Source organism: Mitsuokella jalaludinii DSM 13811 (assembly GCF_000702905.1).
Classification (GTDB): Bacteria; Bacillota; Negativicutes; order Selenomonadales; family Selenomonadaceae; genus Mitsuokella; species Mitsuokella jalaludinii.
In genome coordinates this window covers 1-15,232 of record NZ_JNKR01000021.1, presented here as the reverse complement: position 1 = coordinate 15,232, position 15,232 = coordinate 1, and the positions used below count along the sequence as shown (strand labels likewise).

Annotated in this window: 15 protein-coding genes; 11 read left to right on the top strand and 4 right to left on the bottom strand. The window is 60.6% G+C overall.

The window, feature by feature from the left end; genetic code table 11:
• Nucleotide 1: 1 nt before the first annotated feature.
• Nucleotides 2–1,024 (bottom strand): LacI family DNA-binding transcriptional regulator, encoded by a 1,023-nt coding sequence (locus tag T518_RS09300; protein WP_036378454.1) that lies wholly within the window; start codon nt 1,022–1,024, stop codon nt 2–4.
• Nucleotides 1,025–1,211: 187 nt separating this feature from the next.
• Here T518_RS09300 and T518_RS09295 point away from each other — a divergent pair, with 187 nt between their 5' ends.
• The 8 genes from T518_RS09295 to T518_RS09260 all read left to right on the top strand — a co-directional run bounded on the left by T518_RS09295 (nt 1,212) and on the right by T518_RS09260 (nt 8,308).
• Entirely contained in the window at nt 1,212–2,057 is an 846-nt protein-coding gene (locus tag T518_RS09295) for a Cof-type HAD-IIB family hydrolase (protein ID WP_248617182.1), read from the top strand.
• Nucleotides 2,058–2,256: 199 nt separating this feature from the next.
• Nucleotides 2,257–3,012: a Fe-S cluster assembly ATPase SufC gene (gene sufC, locus T518_RS09290; protein ID WP_036378452.1), complete on the top strand. Its 756-nt coding sequence runs from the start codon at nt 2,257–2,259 to the stop codon at nt 3,010–3,012.
• Nucleotides 3,013–3,020: 8 nt separating this feature from the next.
• The gene (gene sufB / locus T518_RS09285) at nt 3,021–4,448 is read left to right on the top strand and encodes a Fe-S cluster assembly protein SufB (RefSeq protein ID WP_036378451.1); all 1,428 of its coding nucleotides are present in this window, start codon (nt 3,021–3,023) and stop codon (nt 4,446–4,448) included.
• Nucleotide 4,449: 1 nt separating this feature from the next.
• A complete protein-coding gene (locus tag T518_RS09280; RefSeq protein WP_036378450.1) occupies nt 4,450–5,286 on the top strand; it encodes a SufD family Fe-S cluster assembly protein in 837 nt (278 codons plus the stop codon).
• Entirely contained in the window at nt 5,279–6,514 is a 1,236-nt protein-coding gene (locus T518_RS09275; protein WP_036378449.1) for a cysteine desulfurase, read from the top strand. The genes T518_RS09280 and T518_RS09275 overlap by 8 nt, the downstream gene beginning before the upstream one ends.
• Entirely contained in the window at nt 6,504–6,941 is a 438-nt protein-coding gene (gene sufU, locus T518_RS09270; protein WP_036378448.1) for a Fe-S cluster assembly sulfur transfer protein SufU, read from the top strand. Before T518_RS09275 ends, sufU begins: the two co-directional genes overlap by 11 nt.
• Nucleotides 6,942–7,056: 115 nt before the next feature.
• Nucleotides 7,057–7,560, top strand: coding sequence for a flavin reductase family protein (locus T518_RS09265; protein WP_036378447.1), 504 nt, complete (start codon nt 7,057–7,059; stop codon nt 7,558–7,560).
• 4 nt (nt 7,561–7,564) lie between these two features.
• Entirely contained in the window at nt 7,565–8,308 is a 744-nt protein-coding gene (locus T518_RS09260; RefSeq protein WP_244881846.1) for a Crp/Fnr family transcriptional regulator, read from the top strand.
• A 544-nt stretch (nt 8,309–8,852) separates the two neighbouring features.
• Here the strand turns inward: T518_RS09260 and T518_RS09255 are convergent.
• Genes T518_RS09255 through T518_RS09245 form a run of 3 tightly spaced genes read right to left on the bottom strand, consistent with a single transcriptional unit; the run spans nt 8,853 to nt 11,578 of the window.
• Nucleotides 8,853–9,647, bottom strand: a complete 795-nt coding sequence (locus T518_RS09255; protein WP_036378446.1) for an ABC transporter ATP-binding protein — start codon at nt 9,645–9,647, stop codon at nt 8,853–8,855.
• Entirely contained in the window at nt 9,647–10,531 is an 885-nt protein-coding gene (locus tag T518_RS09250) for an ABC transporter permease (protein ID WP_036378445.1), read from the bottom strand. The genes T518_RS09255 and T518_RS09250 overlap by 1 nt, the downstream gene beginning before the upstream one ends.
• Before the next feature lie 33 nt (nt 10,532–10,564).
• A complete protein-coding gene (locus T518_RS09245) occupies nt 10,565–11,578 on the bottom strand; it encodes an ABC transporter substrate-binding protein (protein ID WP_036378444.1) in 1,014 nt (337 codons plus the stop codon).
• A 260-nt stretch (nt 11,579–11,838) separates the two neighbouring features.
• Between T518_RS09245 and mqnE (T518_RS09240) the strand changes: the two genes are divergently transcribed.
• Genes mqnE (T518_RS09240) through mqnC form a run of 3 tightly spaced genes read left to right on the top strand, consistent with a single transcriptional unit; the run spans nt 11,839 to nt 15,070 of the window.
• Nucleotides 11,839–12,936: an aminofutalosine synthase MqnE gene (gene mqnE / locus T518_RS09240; RefSeq protein WP_036378443.1), complete on the top strand. Its 1,098-nt coding sequence runs from the start codon at nt 11,839–11,841 to the stop codon at nt 12,934–12,936.
• 11 nt (nt 12,937–12,947) lie between these two features.
• On the top strand, nt 12,948–14,048 hold the full coding sequence (gene mqnE / locus T518_RS09235; protein WP_036378442.1) for an aminofutalosine synthase MqnE: 1,101 nt from the start codon (nt 12,948–12,950) through the stop codon (nt 14,046–14,048).
• Nucleotides 14,045–15,070, top strand: a complete 1,026-nt coding sequence (mqnC, locus tag T518_RS09230; protein ID WP_036378441.1) for a cyclic dehypoxanthinyl futalosine synthase — start codon at nt 14,045–14,047, stop codon at nt 15,068–15,070. The genes mqnE (T518_RS09235) and mqnC overlap by 4 nt, the downstream gene beginning before the upstream one ends.
• Nucleotides 15,071–15,232 lie beyond the last annotated feature (162 nt).

Below are 15,232 nucleotides of genomic sequence, written 5' to 3'. Positions count from 1 at the left end.
GTCAGCCTTCGGCATTCTGCAGGATGCGGATCTCGTTGCGCATGATGTACTTGTCGCACTCCGGCTCGATGCCGTTGACGAGGTAGTCGAAGACGATCAGCATGGCTCGCTGGCCCTGCTGATGCGGGTGCTGGTAGATGGCGGCCTGGATGACGCCCTTCTTCATCATCTCGATCGTCGTCGGGATGGTATCGAAGACGATCATCGTGATGTCCTCGCGCCTCGAGGCGAGGACGGCGCGGGCGGCACCGTAGGCACCGGCCGAGATGACGAAGAGCGAGTTGAGCTCGGGATGGTCGAGCAGGAACTGCCGGACCTTTTCGTAGGCGATCATGTCGTCGTCCTCGGTCTCCTCAACGCCGCAGAAGTGGAAATCGGGATGGTCCTGCATGGTTTCGAGAAAGCCGTCAAGGCGCTGGCGGTGGCCGAGCATCTGCAGCGAGCCGAGCAGGACGCCCGTGTGGAGCGCCTGTGGATGGATCATGCACAGCAGGGCTGCGGCCGTCCGGCCGCCGTTGGGGTAGTCTGGTCCGACGTAGCAGTGGCGCTTGGACGTCTCGACGTCGTTGTTGAGCGTGACGACGAAGATATTGGCATCCACGCACTCGTCGATCTTCTCGACGATGCGCGGATGGTTGAGCGGGTCGATGATCAGCGCGTTGATTCCCTGTTCGCGGAGTTCATCGATCATGGCACACTGCTTGTCGATGTCGAAGCCGCGCATGCTGCGCCAGATGACCTTGAGGCCGTAGGAGCCGTACTTGTCTGCGAGCCGGTGCATGGAGTGCAGGACGTCATCGAAGAAGTGGACGCCTTCAGAGAGCAGCAGGACGCCGACGACGGGGTGCTTCTTGCGGGCGGCGAGCGCCTTGCCCGCCGGGTTGGGATGGTAGTTGAGTTTGGCGGCCATTTCGAGGACGAGCCGCTCCTTTTCCGGCTTGACCTTGCCGCGGCCGTTGAGCACGCGGTCGACCGTGCCGCGCGAGACGCCGCAGAGTTCGGCAATCTGTTTGATGGTTACCATAGATATCGACTTCCTTGCTGTGATTTTGCTGTGATTGCGATAGTGATTTAAGATGATAATTCGATATGCGATGAACTTTTTCCTGCCAGTTTCCTGTCAGAGGCTTCTGTGGATTGATGCGCGGGGCGATTTCTGCTATACTATTCGCGATTGCAGAAATGGCAGAGTACAGTGACACGGTGACACAGTGAAAGGATGGACACGCGCGATGTACAAGATGATTGCCCTCGACCTCGATGGCACGCTGAATAACGACGAGAAGAAGATCACGGATAAGACGAGAGAGGCACTACTCGCCGTCCAGCAGCACGGCGTGATGGTCGTGCTGGCCTCGGGCCGTCAGGCGCCGGGCCTCTTGCGCGAGGCAGACGCTCTTGACCTCAAGGACTACCATGGCCTGCTGCTCTCGTACAATGGCGGCCAGATCAAAGACGCGACGACGGGGGAGATCCTCTATTCGCAGGCCATTGACCGCGAGACGGCGCTGCGCTTCCTGCGCCACCTCGAAGCCTATCCAGAGCTCTCGCCAATCGTCGACGACGGGGAATCGATCTTCACGACGGATGCGAACCGCCACAAGGTGCAGGATGAGAGCCGCAACAACAACCTCAAGATCGAGATCGTCGAGAACATCGCCGATGCAGTGGAACGGCGCGGCTTCTCGCCGGTCAAGATCCTGACGGCCGCGCCGAACGAGATCCTCGTGCCGCGCCTTGCTGACATCCGCCGCGGCTTCGAGGATGAATTATCCTTCGTCCAGTCGGCACCGTGGTTCTACGAGGCGACGGTCAAGGGCGTCAGCAAGTCGAGCTCGCTCGCGCGCGTCTGCGAGCGCCTTGGCATCGCGCGCAGCGAAGTCATGGCCTTTGGCGATGCACAGAATGATATGAGCATGCTCGACTTTGCGGGCCATGGCGTCGCCATGGGCAATGCCTGCCCCGAGCTCAAGGAGATGGCCGACGAGATCACGCTCTCGAACAACGACGACGGCATCGCCGCCTCGCTCACGCGCCACTTTGACTTCCTGAACTGATGATTGTCAGAGGAGCTTCCCGATGGGAAGCTCCTTTTTTATGGGAAAATCACATAGATATAGATGAAGTTTATAGAAGATGGCTATTGCTATTGACTTTTTGGCGCACAGGCCATAAAATGAAATCATCAATCCCGAGTATTTTTGTAAGGATTACGATCCGAGCATATATCTTAAGTCTTAAAGGAGAGTTTTACATATGGCTGAGAATCTTTTGGAAATCAAGGATCTCCATGCTGGTGTCGAAGGCAAGGAAATCCTCAAGGGCCTGAGTCTGTCGGTAGGCAAGGGCGAGGTGCACGTCATCCTCGGACCGAACGGCTCCGGTAAATCGACGCTGATGAACATCATCATGGGTCATTCGAAGTACGAAGTCACGTCCGGCACGATGTCCTTCGAGGGCGAGGACATCACGGGCCTCAAGACGTTCGAGCGCGCGCGCAAGGGCCTGTTCCTCTCGTTCCAGACGCCGGAGGAGATTCCGGGCATCACGGTCGAGAATATGATCCGCACGTCGAAGCAGGCCATCTCTGGTGAGCGCGTCAAGATCGTGCCGTTCCGCCGCCAGCTCAAGGCGACGATGGAAGAGCTCAAGATGAAGCCGGAGTACGCGGAGCGCTACATGAATGTCGGCTTCTCGGGCGGCGAGAAGAAGCGCACGGAGATCCTGCAGCTCCTGATGCTCAACCCGAAGCTCGCGCTGCTCGATGAGACGGATTCGGGCCTCGACGTCGATGCCGTGCAGATCGTCTCCGAAGGCGTCGCGAAATTCCACAACGAGGACAACAGCTGCCTGATCATCACGCACAACACGCGCATCCTCGAGAAACTCAAGGTCGACCGGGTCCACGTCCTCATCAACGGCGAGATTGTCGAAGAGGGCGGCCCGGAGCTCATCGATGACATCAACCGCCGCGGCTTCACGCACATCCTCGATGCCCAGGCAGAAAAGTGAGGCGTGCGATGGCTGAAGAAAAATTTGTACCGAAAAAGAAGACGTACGTCGAGGACATCGAGCGTACGCTCTACGACATCAAAGATGAGGACCACTCCGTCTACAAGACGCAGAGCGGCCTGACGGAAGATATCATCCGCGATATCTCGAAGCGCAAGAACGACCCGCAGTGGATGCTCGACTTCCGCCTCAAGTCTCTTGCGGTCTATAATTCCCTGGCGCTGCCGACCTGGGGCCCGGACATCTCGGAGCTCAATATGGACGACATCGTCACCTATGTCCAGCCGGATGCCAAGATGACGGGCAACTGGCAGGATGTGCCGGCGGACATCAAGAACACGTTCGACCGCCTCGGCATCCCGGAGGCGGAGCAGAAGCAGAGCCTTGCCGGTGTCGGCGCGCAGTACGACTCGGAAGTCGTCTACCACAGCATCCAGGATGACCTCGTCAAGCAGGGCGTCATCTACACGGATATGGAGACGGCCATCCGCGAGCACGAAGATGTCGTCAAGGAGTACTTCATGACGCTCGTGCCGCCGAAGGATCACAAGTTTGCGGCGCTGCACGGCGCTGTCTGGTCCGGCGGTTCCTTCGTCTACGTGCCGGAGGGCGTCCATGTGGAGATCCCGCTGCAGTCATACTTCCGCCTCAATGCGGCAGGTGCCGGCCAGTTCGAGCACACGCTGATCATCGTCGAGAAGAACGCGAGCCTGCACTTCATCGAGGGCTGCTCCGCGCCGAAGTACAACGTCACGAACCTGCACGCGGGCTGCGTCGAGCTCTTCGTCAAGGAGGGCGCGCGCCTGCGTTACTCGACGATCGAGAACTGGTCGCGCAACATGATGAACCTCAACACGAAGCGCGCGCTCGTCGAGAAGGACGGCATCATCGAGTGGGTATCGGGCTCCTTTGGCTCGCATGTCTCGTGCCTCTACCCGTGCAGCATCCTGCACGGCGAGAATGCGCGCTGCGAGTTCACGGGCGTCACGTTCGCCTCGAAGGGCCAGAACCTCGACACGGGTGCCAGCGTCATCCACGCGGCCCCGCACACGTCGGCCAACATCAACACGCGCACGATCTCGAAGGCGGGCGGCATGGCGACGTACCGCAGCGCCGTCAAGGTCACGCGCCGCGCTCCTTTCGCGAAATGCTCCGTCAACTGCGAATCGCTGATGCTCGACAATGCGTCGCGCAGCGACACGCTGCCGGTCATGGACATCGAGGGCGATGAGGCAGATATCGGGCATGAGGCAAAGATTGGCCGCATCAGCGATGAGGCCATCTTCTACCTGACCTCCCGCGGCATCGATGAGGACGAGGCGCGTGCGATGATCGTGCGCGGCTTCGTCGAGCCGATTGCCAAGGAGCTGCCGCTCGAGTACGCCGTAGAGATGAATAACCTGGTCAACATTGAATTAGAAGGGACGATGGGCTGATATGGCAGAGCTTAAGACATTCTCCCGGATACCCATGCGTACCTGGCGCTGGCTCGGCGTCAATGAGAGCAGGATTCCGGCTGATATCAATGAACATGTAAAGACGCAGAAGATCCTTGTCGAAGCGGGCAAGGAGGATGAAGTCGTGCTGACGCAGCGCGAGGGCGGCCAGTACGAGCTGCAGGTGCATATCGAGGAGGGCGCGAAGCTCCACCTCGTCAATGCCCAGCTCGTGCCGGACGATGCGCTCTACACCTGCCGCGTCAAGGTATTTGTCGGCAAGGGCGCGACCTTTGCCTACACGGTCGTCGAGGCTGGCGCGCGCCACACGGCGACGGAGCTCCACGTCGACCTCGTCGGTGATGACTCGAAGGCCGACGTCTGGGGCCTCTACTTCGGCGATGGCGAGAGCGTCATCGACCTCAACTACGTCATCCGCCAGGGCGGCCGCCGCACGGATGCGAACATGCAGGTGCGCGGCGCCCTGCTCGGCAAGAGCGAGAAGATCTTCCGCGGCACGCTCGACTTCCTCGAGGGCTCGAAGGGCTCGGTCGGCCGCGAGGACGAAGAAGTCGTCCTGCTCTCCCCGAACGTCCGCAACCGCAGCGTGCCGATCATGCTCTCGCATGAGGACGATGTGGACGGCCACCATGCCGTTTCCGTCGGCAAGATGGATGAAGACAAGCTCTTCTACCTCATGAGCCGCGGCCTTGACCTCGCGGAGGCACAGCGCCTCGTCGTCGAGGCCTCGTTCAATCCGGTGCTCGACCGCATCCCGGATGCGGAGCTCAAGGCAGAGATCGATACGTATTTGCAGAGGAGACTTTCAAATGGCTGATGCACAGGAATTCTTGAAGGATTTCCCGCTTCTCAAGATGGAGATGAACGGGAAACAGATTGCTTATCTCGACAACGGCGCGACGACGCAGAAGCCGGAGCAGATTATCAAGGCCATCTGCGGCTACTACGGCGGCTGCAACGCCAATCCGCACCGTGGCGCCTACGCGCTCTCGGTCAAGGCGACGGAGATCTATGAGAATGCGCGTGCGCGCACGGCGAAGTTCATCAATGCGGCCCGCCCCGAGGAGATCATCTTCACCAAGAATGCGACGGAGGCGCTGAACCTCGTCGCCTACAGCTACGGCCTGCACAATGTCAAAGCCGGCGATGAGATTGTCATCTCGATCACGGAGCATCACAGCAACCTCGTGCCGTGGCAGTTCGTTGCCAAGACGACGGGCGCGACGCTCAAGTACATCTATCTGGAGAAAGACGGCAACCTCTCGGATGAGGACATCGAGACGAAGATCACGGAGAAGACGAAGATCGTCGCTGTGACGCAAGTCTCGAACGTCCTGGGCCTCAAGAACGACGTCAAGAAGATTGTCAAGAAGGCGCACAGCGTCGGCGCTGTCGCCATCGTCGACGGCTCGCAGAGCGTGGCGCACATGAAGGTTGATGTCCGCGACCTCGACTGCGACTTCTTTGCGTTCTCCGGCCACAAGATGCTCTCGCCGATGGGCATCGGCGTGCTCTACGGCAAGTACGACATCCTCGACGCGATGCCACCGTTCCTGCGCGGCGGCGACATGATTGAGTACGTCGAGGAGCAGGATACGACGTATGCTGAGCTGCCGGCCAAATTCGAGGCAGGCACGCAGAACGTCGGCGGCGCAGCCGGCCTGACGGCGGCCATCGACTACCTCGAGACGATCACGTTCGACCGCATCGAGGCCATCGAGAAGGACCTCGTCGACTACGCGCTGCCGCAGCTGCGCGAGCTGCCGTACATCGAGCTCTACGGCTGCGATACGACGAGCGACAACAAGACGGGCATCATCGCCTTCAACGTCAAGGACGTCCATCCGCACGATGTGGCGAGCATCCTCGACAGCTACGGCGTCGCAGTCCGCGCCGGCCATCACTGCGCACAGCCGCTGCACCGCTACCTCGGTCAGAACGCGAGCTGCCGCGCCAGCTTCTATCTCTACAACACGCGCGAGGACATCGACCGCTGGATCGATGCACTCAAGAAGGTAAGGGGGGTCCTCGGCTATGGCGCTTGAAGACATCTACACAGAGCTCATCGGCGAGCACAGCCGCAATCCGGAGAACAAGCGTCACCTGCCGCATGCGACGTGCGCGCTCAAGGGCCACAATCCGAGCTGCGGCGATGAGATCACGCTGGAACTCCAGATCGAGGACGGCATCGTCAAGGACGCTTCCTTCACGGGCGTCGGCTGTGCCATCTCGCAGGCCTCGACGGACATCATGATTGACCTGATCCGCGGCCAGAAGGTCGAGAAGGCCAAGGAACTTGCTGAGAAGTTCATCGGCATGATCAAGCGCGAGATCACGGACGAGAGCGAGCTCGAGGAACTCGACGAGGCGCTGGCACTCCAGAACGTCTCGAACATGCCGGCCCGCGTCAAGTGCGCCGTGCTCGCATGGCACACACTCGACAATGCGCTCGAGGATGAGGAGAAGAAGTAAACTTTATCCACAGAAAACTGGGGATATCCATGGAAGACCTGTGGATATCCCCTGTGTTTTGTGGATAACATGTGGATATATGATTTAGGTGTGTACAGCAGAAAGGAAGAGCATCATGGCAGTAAAAGAGATTTCCCCGTTTGATTTCAATGAGAGCCCGTTCCGCGTCATCGGCAAGGACTGGCTGCTCGTCACGGGCGAGTACGAGGGCAAGTCGAACGGGATGACGGCCTCGTGGGGCGGCCTTGGCATCATGTGGGGCAAGCCGGTGGCCTACATCTTCATCCGTCCGACGCGCTACACGAAGGAATTCGTCGACAAGGCAGACGGCCTGTCTCTGTCGGTATTCCCGGAGGAGTACCGCAAGATGATGAACTACTTCGGCACGGTCTCGGGCCGCGATGAGGACAAGATCAAGAAGGCCGGCCTGACGGTCCTTCACGACAACGGCCGCACGTACTTCGACGAGGCGCGCGTGACGATGCTCTGCCGCAAGCTCTACGCGCAGCCGCTCGCTTCGGAGTTCTTCATCGACAAGAGCTGCGACGAGAAGTGGTACAAGGACGACTACCACACGATGTACGTCGTCGAGATCGAGAAGCTCCTCGTCAAGGAATGAGCCGATGAGTACCGTCCGGAAAAAGGGAGGCCCGGCCTGCTGCAGCTGCCTGTCAAACCAGGAGGCGCCGGTGGCCTCCATCCTGCGCTGCAGCAACCTGACGACGGGCATGGATGACGCAGAGATTGCGGAACTTCTGGCCTCGAGCCAGGTCCGCCGCCACGTGTTTGCGCCAGGCGAGATCGTCTTCCACGACGGCGATCAGCCGCATTCCCTCTACATCCTCCTGCGCGGCGAGGTGCACATCCTCAAGGACACGTTCTCCGGCCGACGCATCTTCATCTCGGAGGTCAACGAGCCGGGTGACATGTTTGGCGAGGTCTACGAGGTGCTCAAGCGTCCCTACGACATCTACGTCGAGGCGGCGAAGGAGACGGAGCTCTTGGAGATCGGCAGCCGCTTCTTCACGCTGAGCAGTCAGGATGAATCGCCCTCGCGCAGCGCGCTGCTCGTCGAGCGCAACCTCATGCGCATCTTCGCGCGCAAGGCCTACTTCATGCACGGCCGCATCAAGGTGCTCGCGAGCGGCAGCCTGCGCGAGAAGATCGTGCGCTACTTGTTCCAGAACATGGACACAGACGGCCACGTCGAGCTCGCCGTCAGCCGCGAGTACCTCGCAGCCTACCTGGCCGTCACGCGCCCGTCGCTATCAAGAGAGCTCTCAGCGATGCAGAAGGATGGCCTGCTCAAAGTAGAGGGCAAGAATCTTCATATCCTCGACCTCGAGCGCTTCGAGGAATACCTCTGAGTCAACGGAATCCATCCGACAGAAAAGCCAGTTCCATGCATGTTTTTTACATGGAACTGGCTTCTTCTTTGTTTTTTACATCGAGCATCGATGCGCGGGGGCCGGAGGGGATGGGCGTGCAACGCTTCGCTGAGGCGTCCTGCTGAATCGATTTTTTTCCCTTAGGAATGAATCCTGCCTAAAGAGCTAAACGCGCTCCGCTTGGACGACGCTCTTTAGACAGGATTCTTGTCGGGAAAAAAATCAATTCTTGACGCAGGACGCCAACGCTCCGCTTTTGCCCGCCCATCCCCTTCGGGCCCGCAAGGCTCGTTTCGACGATCTGGAAGCGGGGGCATGTATTTCGCCTGCAGGCGTGGAGCGATTGCCCGCAGGGCTGTGGCCCAAGACATCCCTGCTTAGCACAGTGATGTCGGAACGCCGCGGCAGGCGGCGAAACAGCCTTGATGTGATTCGTGCCATGGGCCACATTCAGCGGCAGCGCCGAAGCCGAAATATATGCCCCCGCGCTACGCTGTTGGATGTGAGTGGTGTTGGATGTACGTCAGCTCAGCAGCAGGCTGTCGCTTGTCAGCTCGCTGCCGGCGGCTTTCTCGAACATGGCGAGCAGATCCTTGACGGTCAGGTGCGCTTTTTCCTCGCCGCTGACGTCGAAGAGGATGTGCCCGTTGTACATCATGATCAGGCGGTTGCCGAGACGCAGTGCGTCGCGCATGTTGTGGGTGATCATCAGGGTGGTCAGCTGCTGCTCGCGGACGATGCTCTCGGTCAGTCCGAGGACTTTTTCGGCCGTCTTCGGGTCGAGGGCGGCTGTGTGCTCGTCGAGCAGCAGGAGCTTCGGCTTGGCCATCGTGGCCATCAAGAGGGTCAGCGCTTGGCGCTGGCCGCCGGAGAGCAGGCCGACTTTTGACTCGAGGCGGTCCTCAAGGCCGAGCTTGAGCCCTGCGAGGAGTTCGCGGAAGTGCTCGCGGTCCTTTGAGGACGAGCTCCAGCGCAAGGTAGGGCGGCGCCCGCGGCGGGCGGCGATGGCGAGGTTTTCTTCGATCATCATGCCGGCCGCTGTGCCCATCATCGGGTCCTGGAAGACGCGGCCGATGAACTTGGCGCGCTTGTGCTCCGGCCACTTCGTGATGTCGGTGCCGGCAATCTCGATGGTGCCCTCATCGACGGGATAGGTGCCCGCGATGGAGTTCATCAGCGTCGACTTGCCTGCGCCGTTGCCGCCGATGACGGTGACGAAGTCGCCCGCGTCAAGGTGGAGACTCACGTCGTGCAGGGCCAATTTCTCGGTGATCGTGCCGGGGTTGAATGTCTTGGAGATGTGCTTGATGTCGAGCATTATTTCTTCACCGCCTTCCGCAATGCGTTGAAGCGTGCCTGTATGAGTGGCAGAGAGAGCGCGATGGCGACGAGGATGGCCGTGAAGAGCTTGAGGTCATTCGGCGGCATGCCCATCTGCAGGACCGCGGCGATGACGGCGCGGTAGACGATGGAGCCGAGGATGACGGAAATCAGGCAGTTCTTGAAGCTCCTCGTGCCGAAGAGCACCTCGCCGATGATGACGGAGGCGAGACCGATGACGATTGTGCCGACGCCCATGCCGACATCGGCGAAGCCGTTGCTCTGCGCGACGAGGGCGCCGGACATGGCGACGAGGCCGTTCGAGAGTAGCAGGCCGAGCACGACCATGGCGTCGGTGTTGATGCCGTTGGCGCGGATCATGTGCGGGTTATTGCCTGTCGCGCGCACGGCGGCGCCGATCTCCGTGCCGAAGAACCAGTAGTTGAGCACGGCGACGATCAGGACGATGATGGCGCCGATGACGAGCGTCGTCATGCCCTTGTCGAGGCCGGTGAACTGCCAGATCGTGAAGATCGTGTCCTGTTGCAGGAGCGGCAGGTTTGCCTTGCCCATGATGCGCAGGTTGACCGAGTAGAGCGCGATCATCGTCAGGATGCCGGCGAGCAGCGCCGGGATCTTGAGCTTCGTGCAGAGGAAGCCTGTGACGACGCCGCCGAGCATGCCCGCGGCGCAGGCCGCGAGGATTGCCGCGATGGGGTGGTAGCCGGCCGTCAGCAGCGTGGCGGCCGTGGCTGCCCCTAGAGGGAAGCTGCCCTCGACGGTGAGGTCCGCGATGTCGAGCACGCGGAACGTCAGATAGACGCCGATGGCGAGCAGCGCCCAGAGCAGCCCCTGTGAAACAGTGGATATGACTAGATCCATGTTGTTCTCCTTACTTGCAGTGCCTCATCCGGCTCATTCGATGACGTCAGCATCCTTGAGGACATCCTCTGGGAAGGTGATGCCGAGCAGAGCAGCGTTGGCCTTGTTGACCGTGACTTTGAGGTCCTTGGCCATCTCGATCGGCATGGAAGCAGGCTTCTTGCCCTCGAGGATGTCGGCTGCCATGTGGCCCGTCTGGACGCCGAGCTTGTAGTAGTCGATGCCGTAGGTGGCGAGGCCGCCTGCCTTGACCATGTTCGGCTCACCGCAGATGACGGGGACCTTGGCGGCGTTCGTGATGTCGATGAGTGTCGGCATGGCCGAGGCGATGATGTTGTCGGTCGGCTCGTAGAAGGCGTCGACGGAGCCGATGAGGCTCTGCGCTGCCTGCTGGATGTCATTGACCGTGGAGATCGTCGCGACCTTGACCGTCAGGCCCTTTGATTCGGCGTACTCCTTCATGGCCTTGACCTGGACTTCCGAGTTGACTTCGCTCGAGCAGTAGACCGTGCCGATCGTCTTGGCGTTCGGCTTGATCTTCAGCAGCAGGTCAATCTGTTCCTTGACCGGGTTCATGTCGCTCGTGCCGGTGACGTTGCCCTTCGGTTCCTTATTGGAGGCGACGAGTTTCGCGCCCTCATAATCGGTGATGGCCGTGCCGACGATCGGGATGTCATGCGTGGCGTTGGCCATCGTCTGTGCTGCTGGCGTCGCGATGGCGCAGATTAGGTCCATCTTCGCGCTGACGAAGCGCTGGGCGATGTTCTGGAGGTTCGACTGATCGGCCTGTGCGTTCTGGCGGTCGATCGTGATGTTCTTGCTCTCTTCGAAGCCGCGTTCCTTGAGGCCATCGACAAAGCCCTTGTTGGCGGCGTCGAGCGCATTGTGCTCGACGAGCTGGACAATGCCGATCTTGTAGGTCTTGCCGCTGCCCGAGGAAGACGACTGGTCGCTGGAGCCGCAGCCGGCCATGAGGCCGAGACTCAGCACCGCAGCAGCGCCGAGCGCCAGGAGTTTACAGCGTTTGGATACATTGGATAGTCTCATGAGGAATCCCACCTTTTCTCTGTGAATCTGTACACGCGCGTGCACGATGAATAGACTCTTATATTATACAATGTTACAGATAAAAAATCCATCGTTGTTTGTGCAAGATGGACATATTCATGACATTTATGGTTCGTACCCTCTGGCATGACTTTTGACCTAGGAATCTGAAATGTTCGATGATATAATAGAAGGAGTTTGCACGCGATACGAGCGGAAACGTGCTGCGGGGAGCGGCACAGAATACGGAGGTTTTTGTTTTGCTGGCTACAAGAGAATATCAAGATATCGAGTCGAAGGTGATGCGCGGAGAGCGCCTGACGCGGGAGGACGGCATAAGGCTCTTCCAGTGCCATGACCTCGCCTGGCTCGGCGCCCTGGCCGATCACGTGCGCCGCGAAAAGTGCGGGGACATTGTCTACTATAACGTCAACTGCCATGTCAACTTGACGAATATCTGCACCTCTCACTGCAAGTTCTGCGCCTTTGGCCGCGATGCAGATGAGAAGGGCGCCTATGCGATGACGAAGGCACAGGCCATCGCGGTCGTCGAGGACGCCATGCGCGACCCGAACCTTGCGGGGCTTCACGTCGTCTCGGGGCTCCATCCGACCTGGTCGTTCGAGGATTACCTCGGTATCGTGGAGGCGCTGCACGAGCGCTTCCCGCAGCTCTACATGAAGGGCTTCACCGGCGTGGAGATCACGCATTTCGCCGAGATCTCGGGCCTGCCCGTCGAAGAGGTGCTGCGCCAGCTGCGCGACCGCGGCGGCCTGCAGGCCATTGCCGGCGGCGGTGCGGAGATCCTCTCCGACCGCGTGCGCGGCGAGCTCTGCCCGAACAAGGCGACGGCGGATGAATGGCTCGAGGTGGCGCGCACGGCGCACAAACTCGGCATCAAGTCGAACGCCTCGATGCTCTACGGTCACATTGAGACGCTGGAGGAGCGCGTCGACCATCTGCTGCGCCTGCGCGCGCTGCAGGATGAGACGGGCGGCTTCCAGACGTTCATCTGCTTCCCGTTCCTGCCGAAACACACGGAGCTCGGCGAACACGTCAAGCAGACGAGCATGTGGGATGACCTGCGCACGATGGCCATCTCGCGCCTGATGCTCGACAACTTCAAGAACATCAAGGCGTACTGGGTCATGCTGACGGTGCCGGTCGCGCAGGTCGCACTCGGCTTCGGCGCCAATGACATCGACGGCACGGTCCACAAGGAGACCATCCTGCACGATGCCGGCGCGAAGAGCCCGCGGGCCCTGAGCGAGGACAACATCATCCGCATCATCAAGGAGGCGGGCCGCATCCCGGCCGCCTGTGACTGCAATTTCAACATCTTGCGCATCATTGAATGAGAGGGATAGATATGAAGCAAATCGAAGCGGCGCGCGCAAGAGCGGCGGCGGGGGAGCGGCTGAGCCTCGAAGATGCCCTGGCGCTCTACGAGGACAATGACCTGCTGTTCCTGGCGGACTGCGCGCGCAAGGCGAAGGAGCGGAAGAGTGGGCATTGCGTCTACTACACCGTCAACCGCCACATCAACCTGACGAATATCTGCAGCTCGAACTGCCCGCTCTGCGCCTTCCAGGTGGAGGCGGGTGATGCGCGCGGCTTCGTGATGGAGCCCGATGACATCGAGCGCGTTCTCGCAAAGGCAAAAGAGACGCCGAACCTGTCGGAAATCCACATCGTCTCGGCACTGCATCCCGACAAGCCGTTCTCGTATTACCGCGCCGTCGTGCGGCAGGTCAAAGCGGCCCTGCCAGATGCAGACGTCAAGGCGTTCACACCGGTCGAGATCGTCAACTTCGCCAAGATGACGGGCAAGAGCATCCGCGAGGTCTTGACGCTGCTCAAGGAAGACGGCCTCGACAGCCTGCCGGGCGGTGGGGCGGAGATTCTCTCGGACCGCGTCCGCCAGATCATCTGCCCGAAGAAGGCGACGACGGCGGAGTGGATCGAGACGATGAAGACGGCGCACAGCCTCGGCATCCGCACGAATGCCTCCATCATGTACGGCCATGTCGAGACGATCGAGGAGCGGATACAGCACCTCATCAAGATTCGCGAGATCCAGGATGAGACGGGCGGCTTCCAGGCCTTTATGCTCTTCCCATTCCATCCGGCGCACACGGAGCTCGGCGAGGAGTACCATCTGCAGCGCGTGGGCGCCTGGGAGGACATGAAGATGATGGCGCTCTCGCGCCTGATCCTCGACAACATCGACCACGTCAAAGCGTTCTGGATCATGCTGACGATGCCGGTCGCGCAGCTTGCGCTCGGCTTCGGCGCCGACGACCTCGACGGTACGATCGGCGAGGAGAAGATCATCCATGCAGCAGGCGCGCGGACGAAGACGGGTATCACGCGCACGCAGCTCGAGAAGATCATCCGCGAGGCGGGCTACGAGCCCGTCGAGCGCGACACATTCTATCGGCCGATTGGCGGCAGTGAGGAGGGCGTATGAGACTGACAGAACGAGAAGGAGAAGATCTGCTGCGCGAGGGCGACCTCATCGCCCTCGGGCGCGAGGCAGACAAGATCCGCAAGGAGCGCTTCGGCAACACGACGACCTTCATCATTGACCGCAACATCAACTACACGAATGTCTGCGTCAACGAGTGCCGCTTCTGCGCCTTTTTCCGGCGGCAGGGCAGCAAGGACGCCTACCTGCTCTCCCATGAAGAGATTCTCGAGAAGGTCCGGGAGACGGTCGAGGCTGGCGGCACGCAGGTCATGATCCAGGGCGGGCTCTACCCGGAGCTCGGCCTCGCGTATTACGAGAAGATGCTGCGCCTGATCAAGGAGGCGTATCCTTCTATCACCATCCATTCGTTCACGGCGACAGAGATCCAGCACTTCGCGCGCGAGGCGGGGCTCTCCATCCTCGAGACGCTCAAGCGGCTGCAGGCGGCTGGTCTCGACAGCCTGCCGGGCGGCGGCGCGGAGATCCTCGTTGACGAGGTGCGCCGCAAGGTCAGCCCCAAGAAGATCATGACGGACGACTGGCTGCATGTCATGGAATGCGCGCATTCCATCGGCATGGAGAGCACGGCGACGATGGTCATCGGCTTCGGCGAGACGATGGCGCAGCGCATCGAGCACATGGAGAAGGTGCGCCGCCTGCAGGACAAGACGGGCGGCTTCCGCGCCTTCATCACCTGGACGTTCCAGCCGGGCCACACAGAGCTCGGCGGCGAGAAGACCTCGAGCTGGGACTACATGCGCACGCTGGCGCTCTCGCGCCTCTACATGGACAACATCGCGCACATCCAGGGCTCGTGGGTCACGCAGGGCGAGCGCATCGGCCAGCTGACGCTCGGCTTCGGCGCCGACGACGCCGGCAGCATCATGCTCGAAGAGAATGTCGTGCGGGCAGCGGGCACGCGCTACGATATGTCGACCAAGAAGATGGTCCGCCTCATCGAAGGCGCGGGCAGAGAGGCTGCGCAGCGCGATACGGAGTACCGTATCATCAGGCGCTTCTGAGCGGATAACGCGCGTTAGGGGTGGCAAAACTCGATTTGTTTGTGGCGCGGGGCGGGGCATGCATTCCGGCTTCGTCGCGCCGCTGAATGAGCCCTATGGTGCGCCTTGCTGTTGAGGTGAGTCCGCCGCCTACCGCGGCGTTCTGACATCGGCTTTCTAGGC

Bases quoted from the DNA above. Each gene is read 5' to 3' on its own strand.
- T518_RS09300 (WP_036378454.1), bottom strand. From the start codon at position 1,024: ATGGTAACCATCAAACAGATTGCCGAACTCTGCGGCGTCTCGCGCGGC.
- sufC (WP_036378452.1), top strand. From the start codon at position 2,257: ATGGCTGAGAATCTTTTGGAAATCAAGGATCTCCATGCTGGTGTCGAA.
- sufB (WP_036378451.1), top strand. From the start codon at position 3,021: ATGGCTGAAGAAAAATTTGTACCGAAAAAGAAGACGTACGTCGAGGAC.
- T518_RS09280 (WP_036378450.1), top strand. From the start codon at position 4,450: ATGGCAGAGCTTAAGACATTCTCCCGGATACCCATGCGTACCTGGCGC.
- T518_RS09275 (WP_036378449.1), top strand. From the start codon at position 5,279: ATGGCTGATGCACAGGAATTCTTGAAGGATTTCCCGCTTCTCAAGATG.
- sufU (WP_036378448.1), top strand. From the start codon at position 6,504: ATGGCGCTTGAAGACATCTACACAGAGCTCATCGGCGAGCACAGCCGC.
- T518_RS09265 (WP_036378447.1), top strand. From the start codon at position 7,057: ATGGCAGTAAAAGAGATTTCCCCGTTTGATTTCAATGAGAGCCCGTTC.
- T518_RS09260 (WP_244881846.1), top strand. From the start codon at position 7,565: ATGAGTACCGTCCGGAAAAAGGGAGGCCCGGCCTGCTGCAGCTGCCTG.
- T518_RS09255 (WP_036378446.1), bottom strand. From the start codon at position 9,647: ATGCTCGACATCAAGCACATCTCCAAGACATTCAACCCCGGCACGATC.
- T518_RS09250 (WP_036378445.1), bottom strand. From the start codon at position 10,531: ATGGATCTAGTCATATCCACTGTTTCACAGGGGCTGCTCTGGGCGCTG.
- T518_RS09245 (WP_036378444.1), bottom strand. From the start codon at position 11,578: ATGAGACTATCCAATGTATCCAAACGCTGTAAACTCCTGGCGCTCGGC.
- mqnE (WP_036378442.1), top strand. From the start codon at position 12,948: ATGAAGCAAATCGAAGCGGCGCGCGCAAGAGCGGCGGCGGGGGAGCGG.
- mqnC (WP_036378441.1), top strand. From the start codon at position 14,045: ATGAGACTGACAGAACGAGAAGGAGAAGATCTGCTGCGCGAGGGCGAC.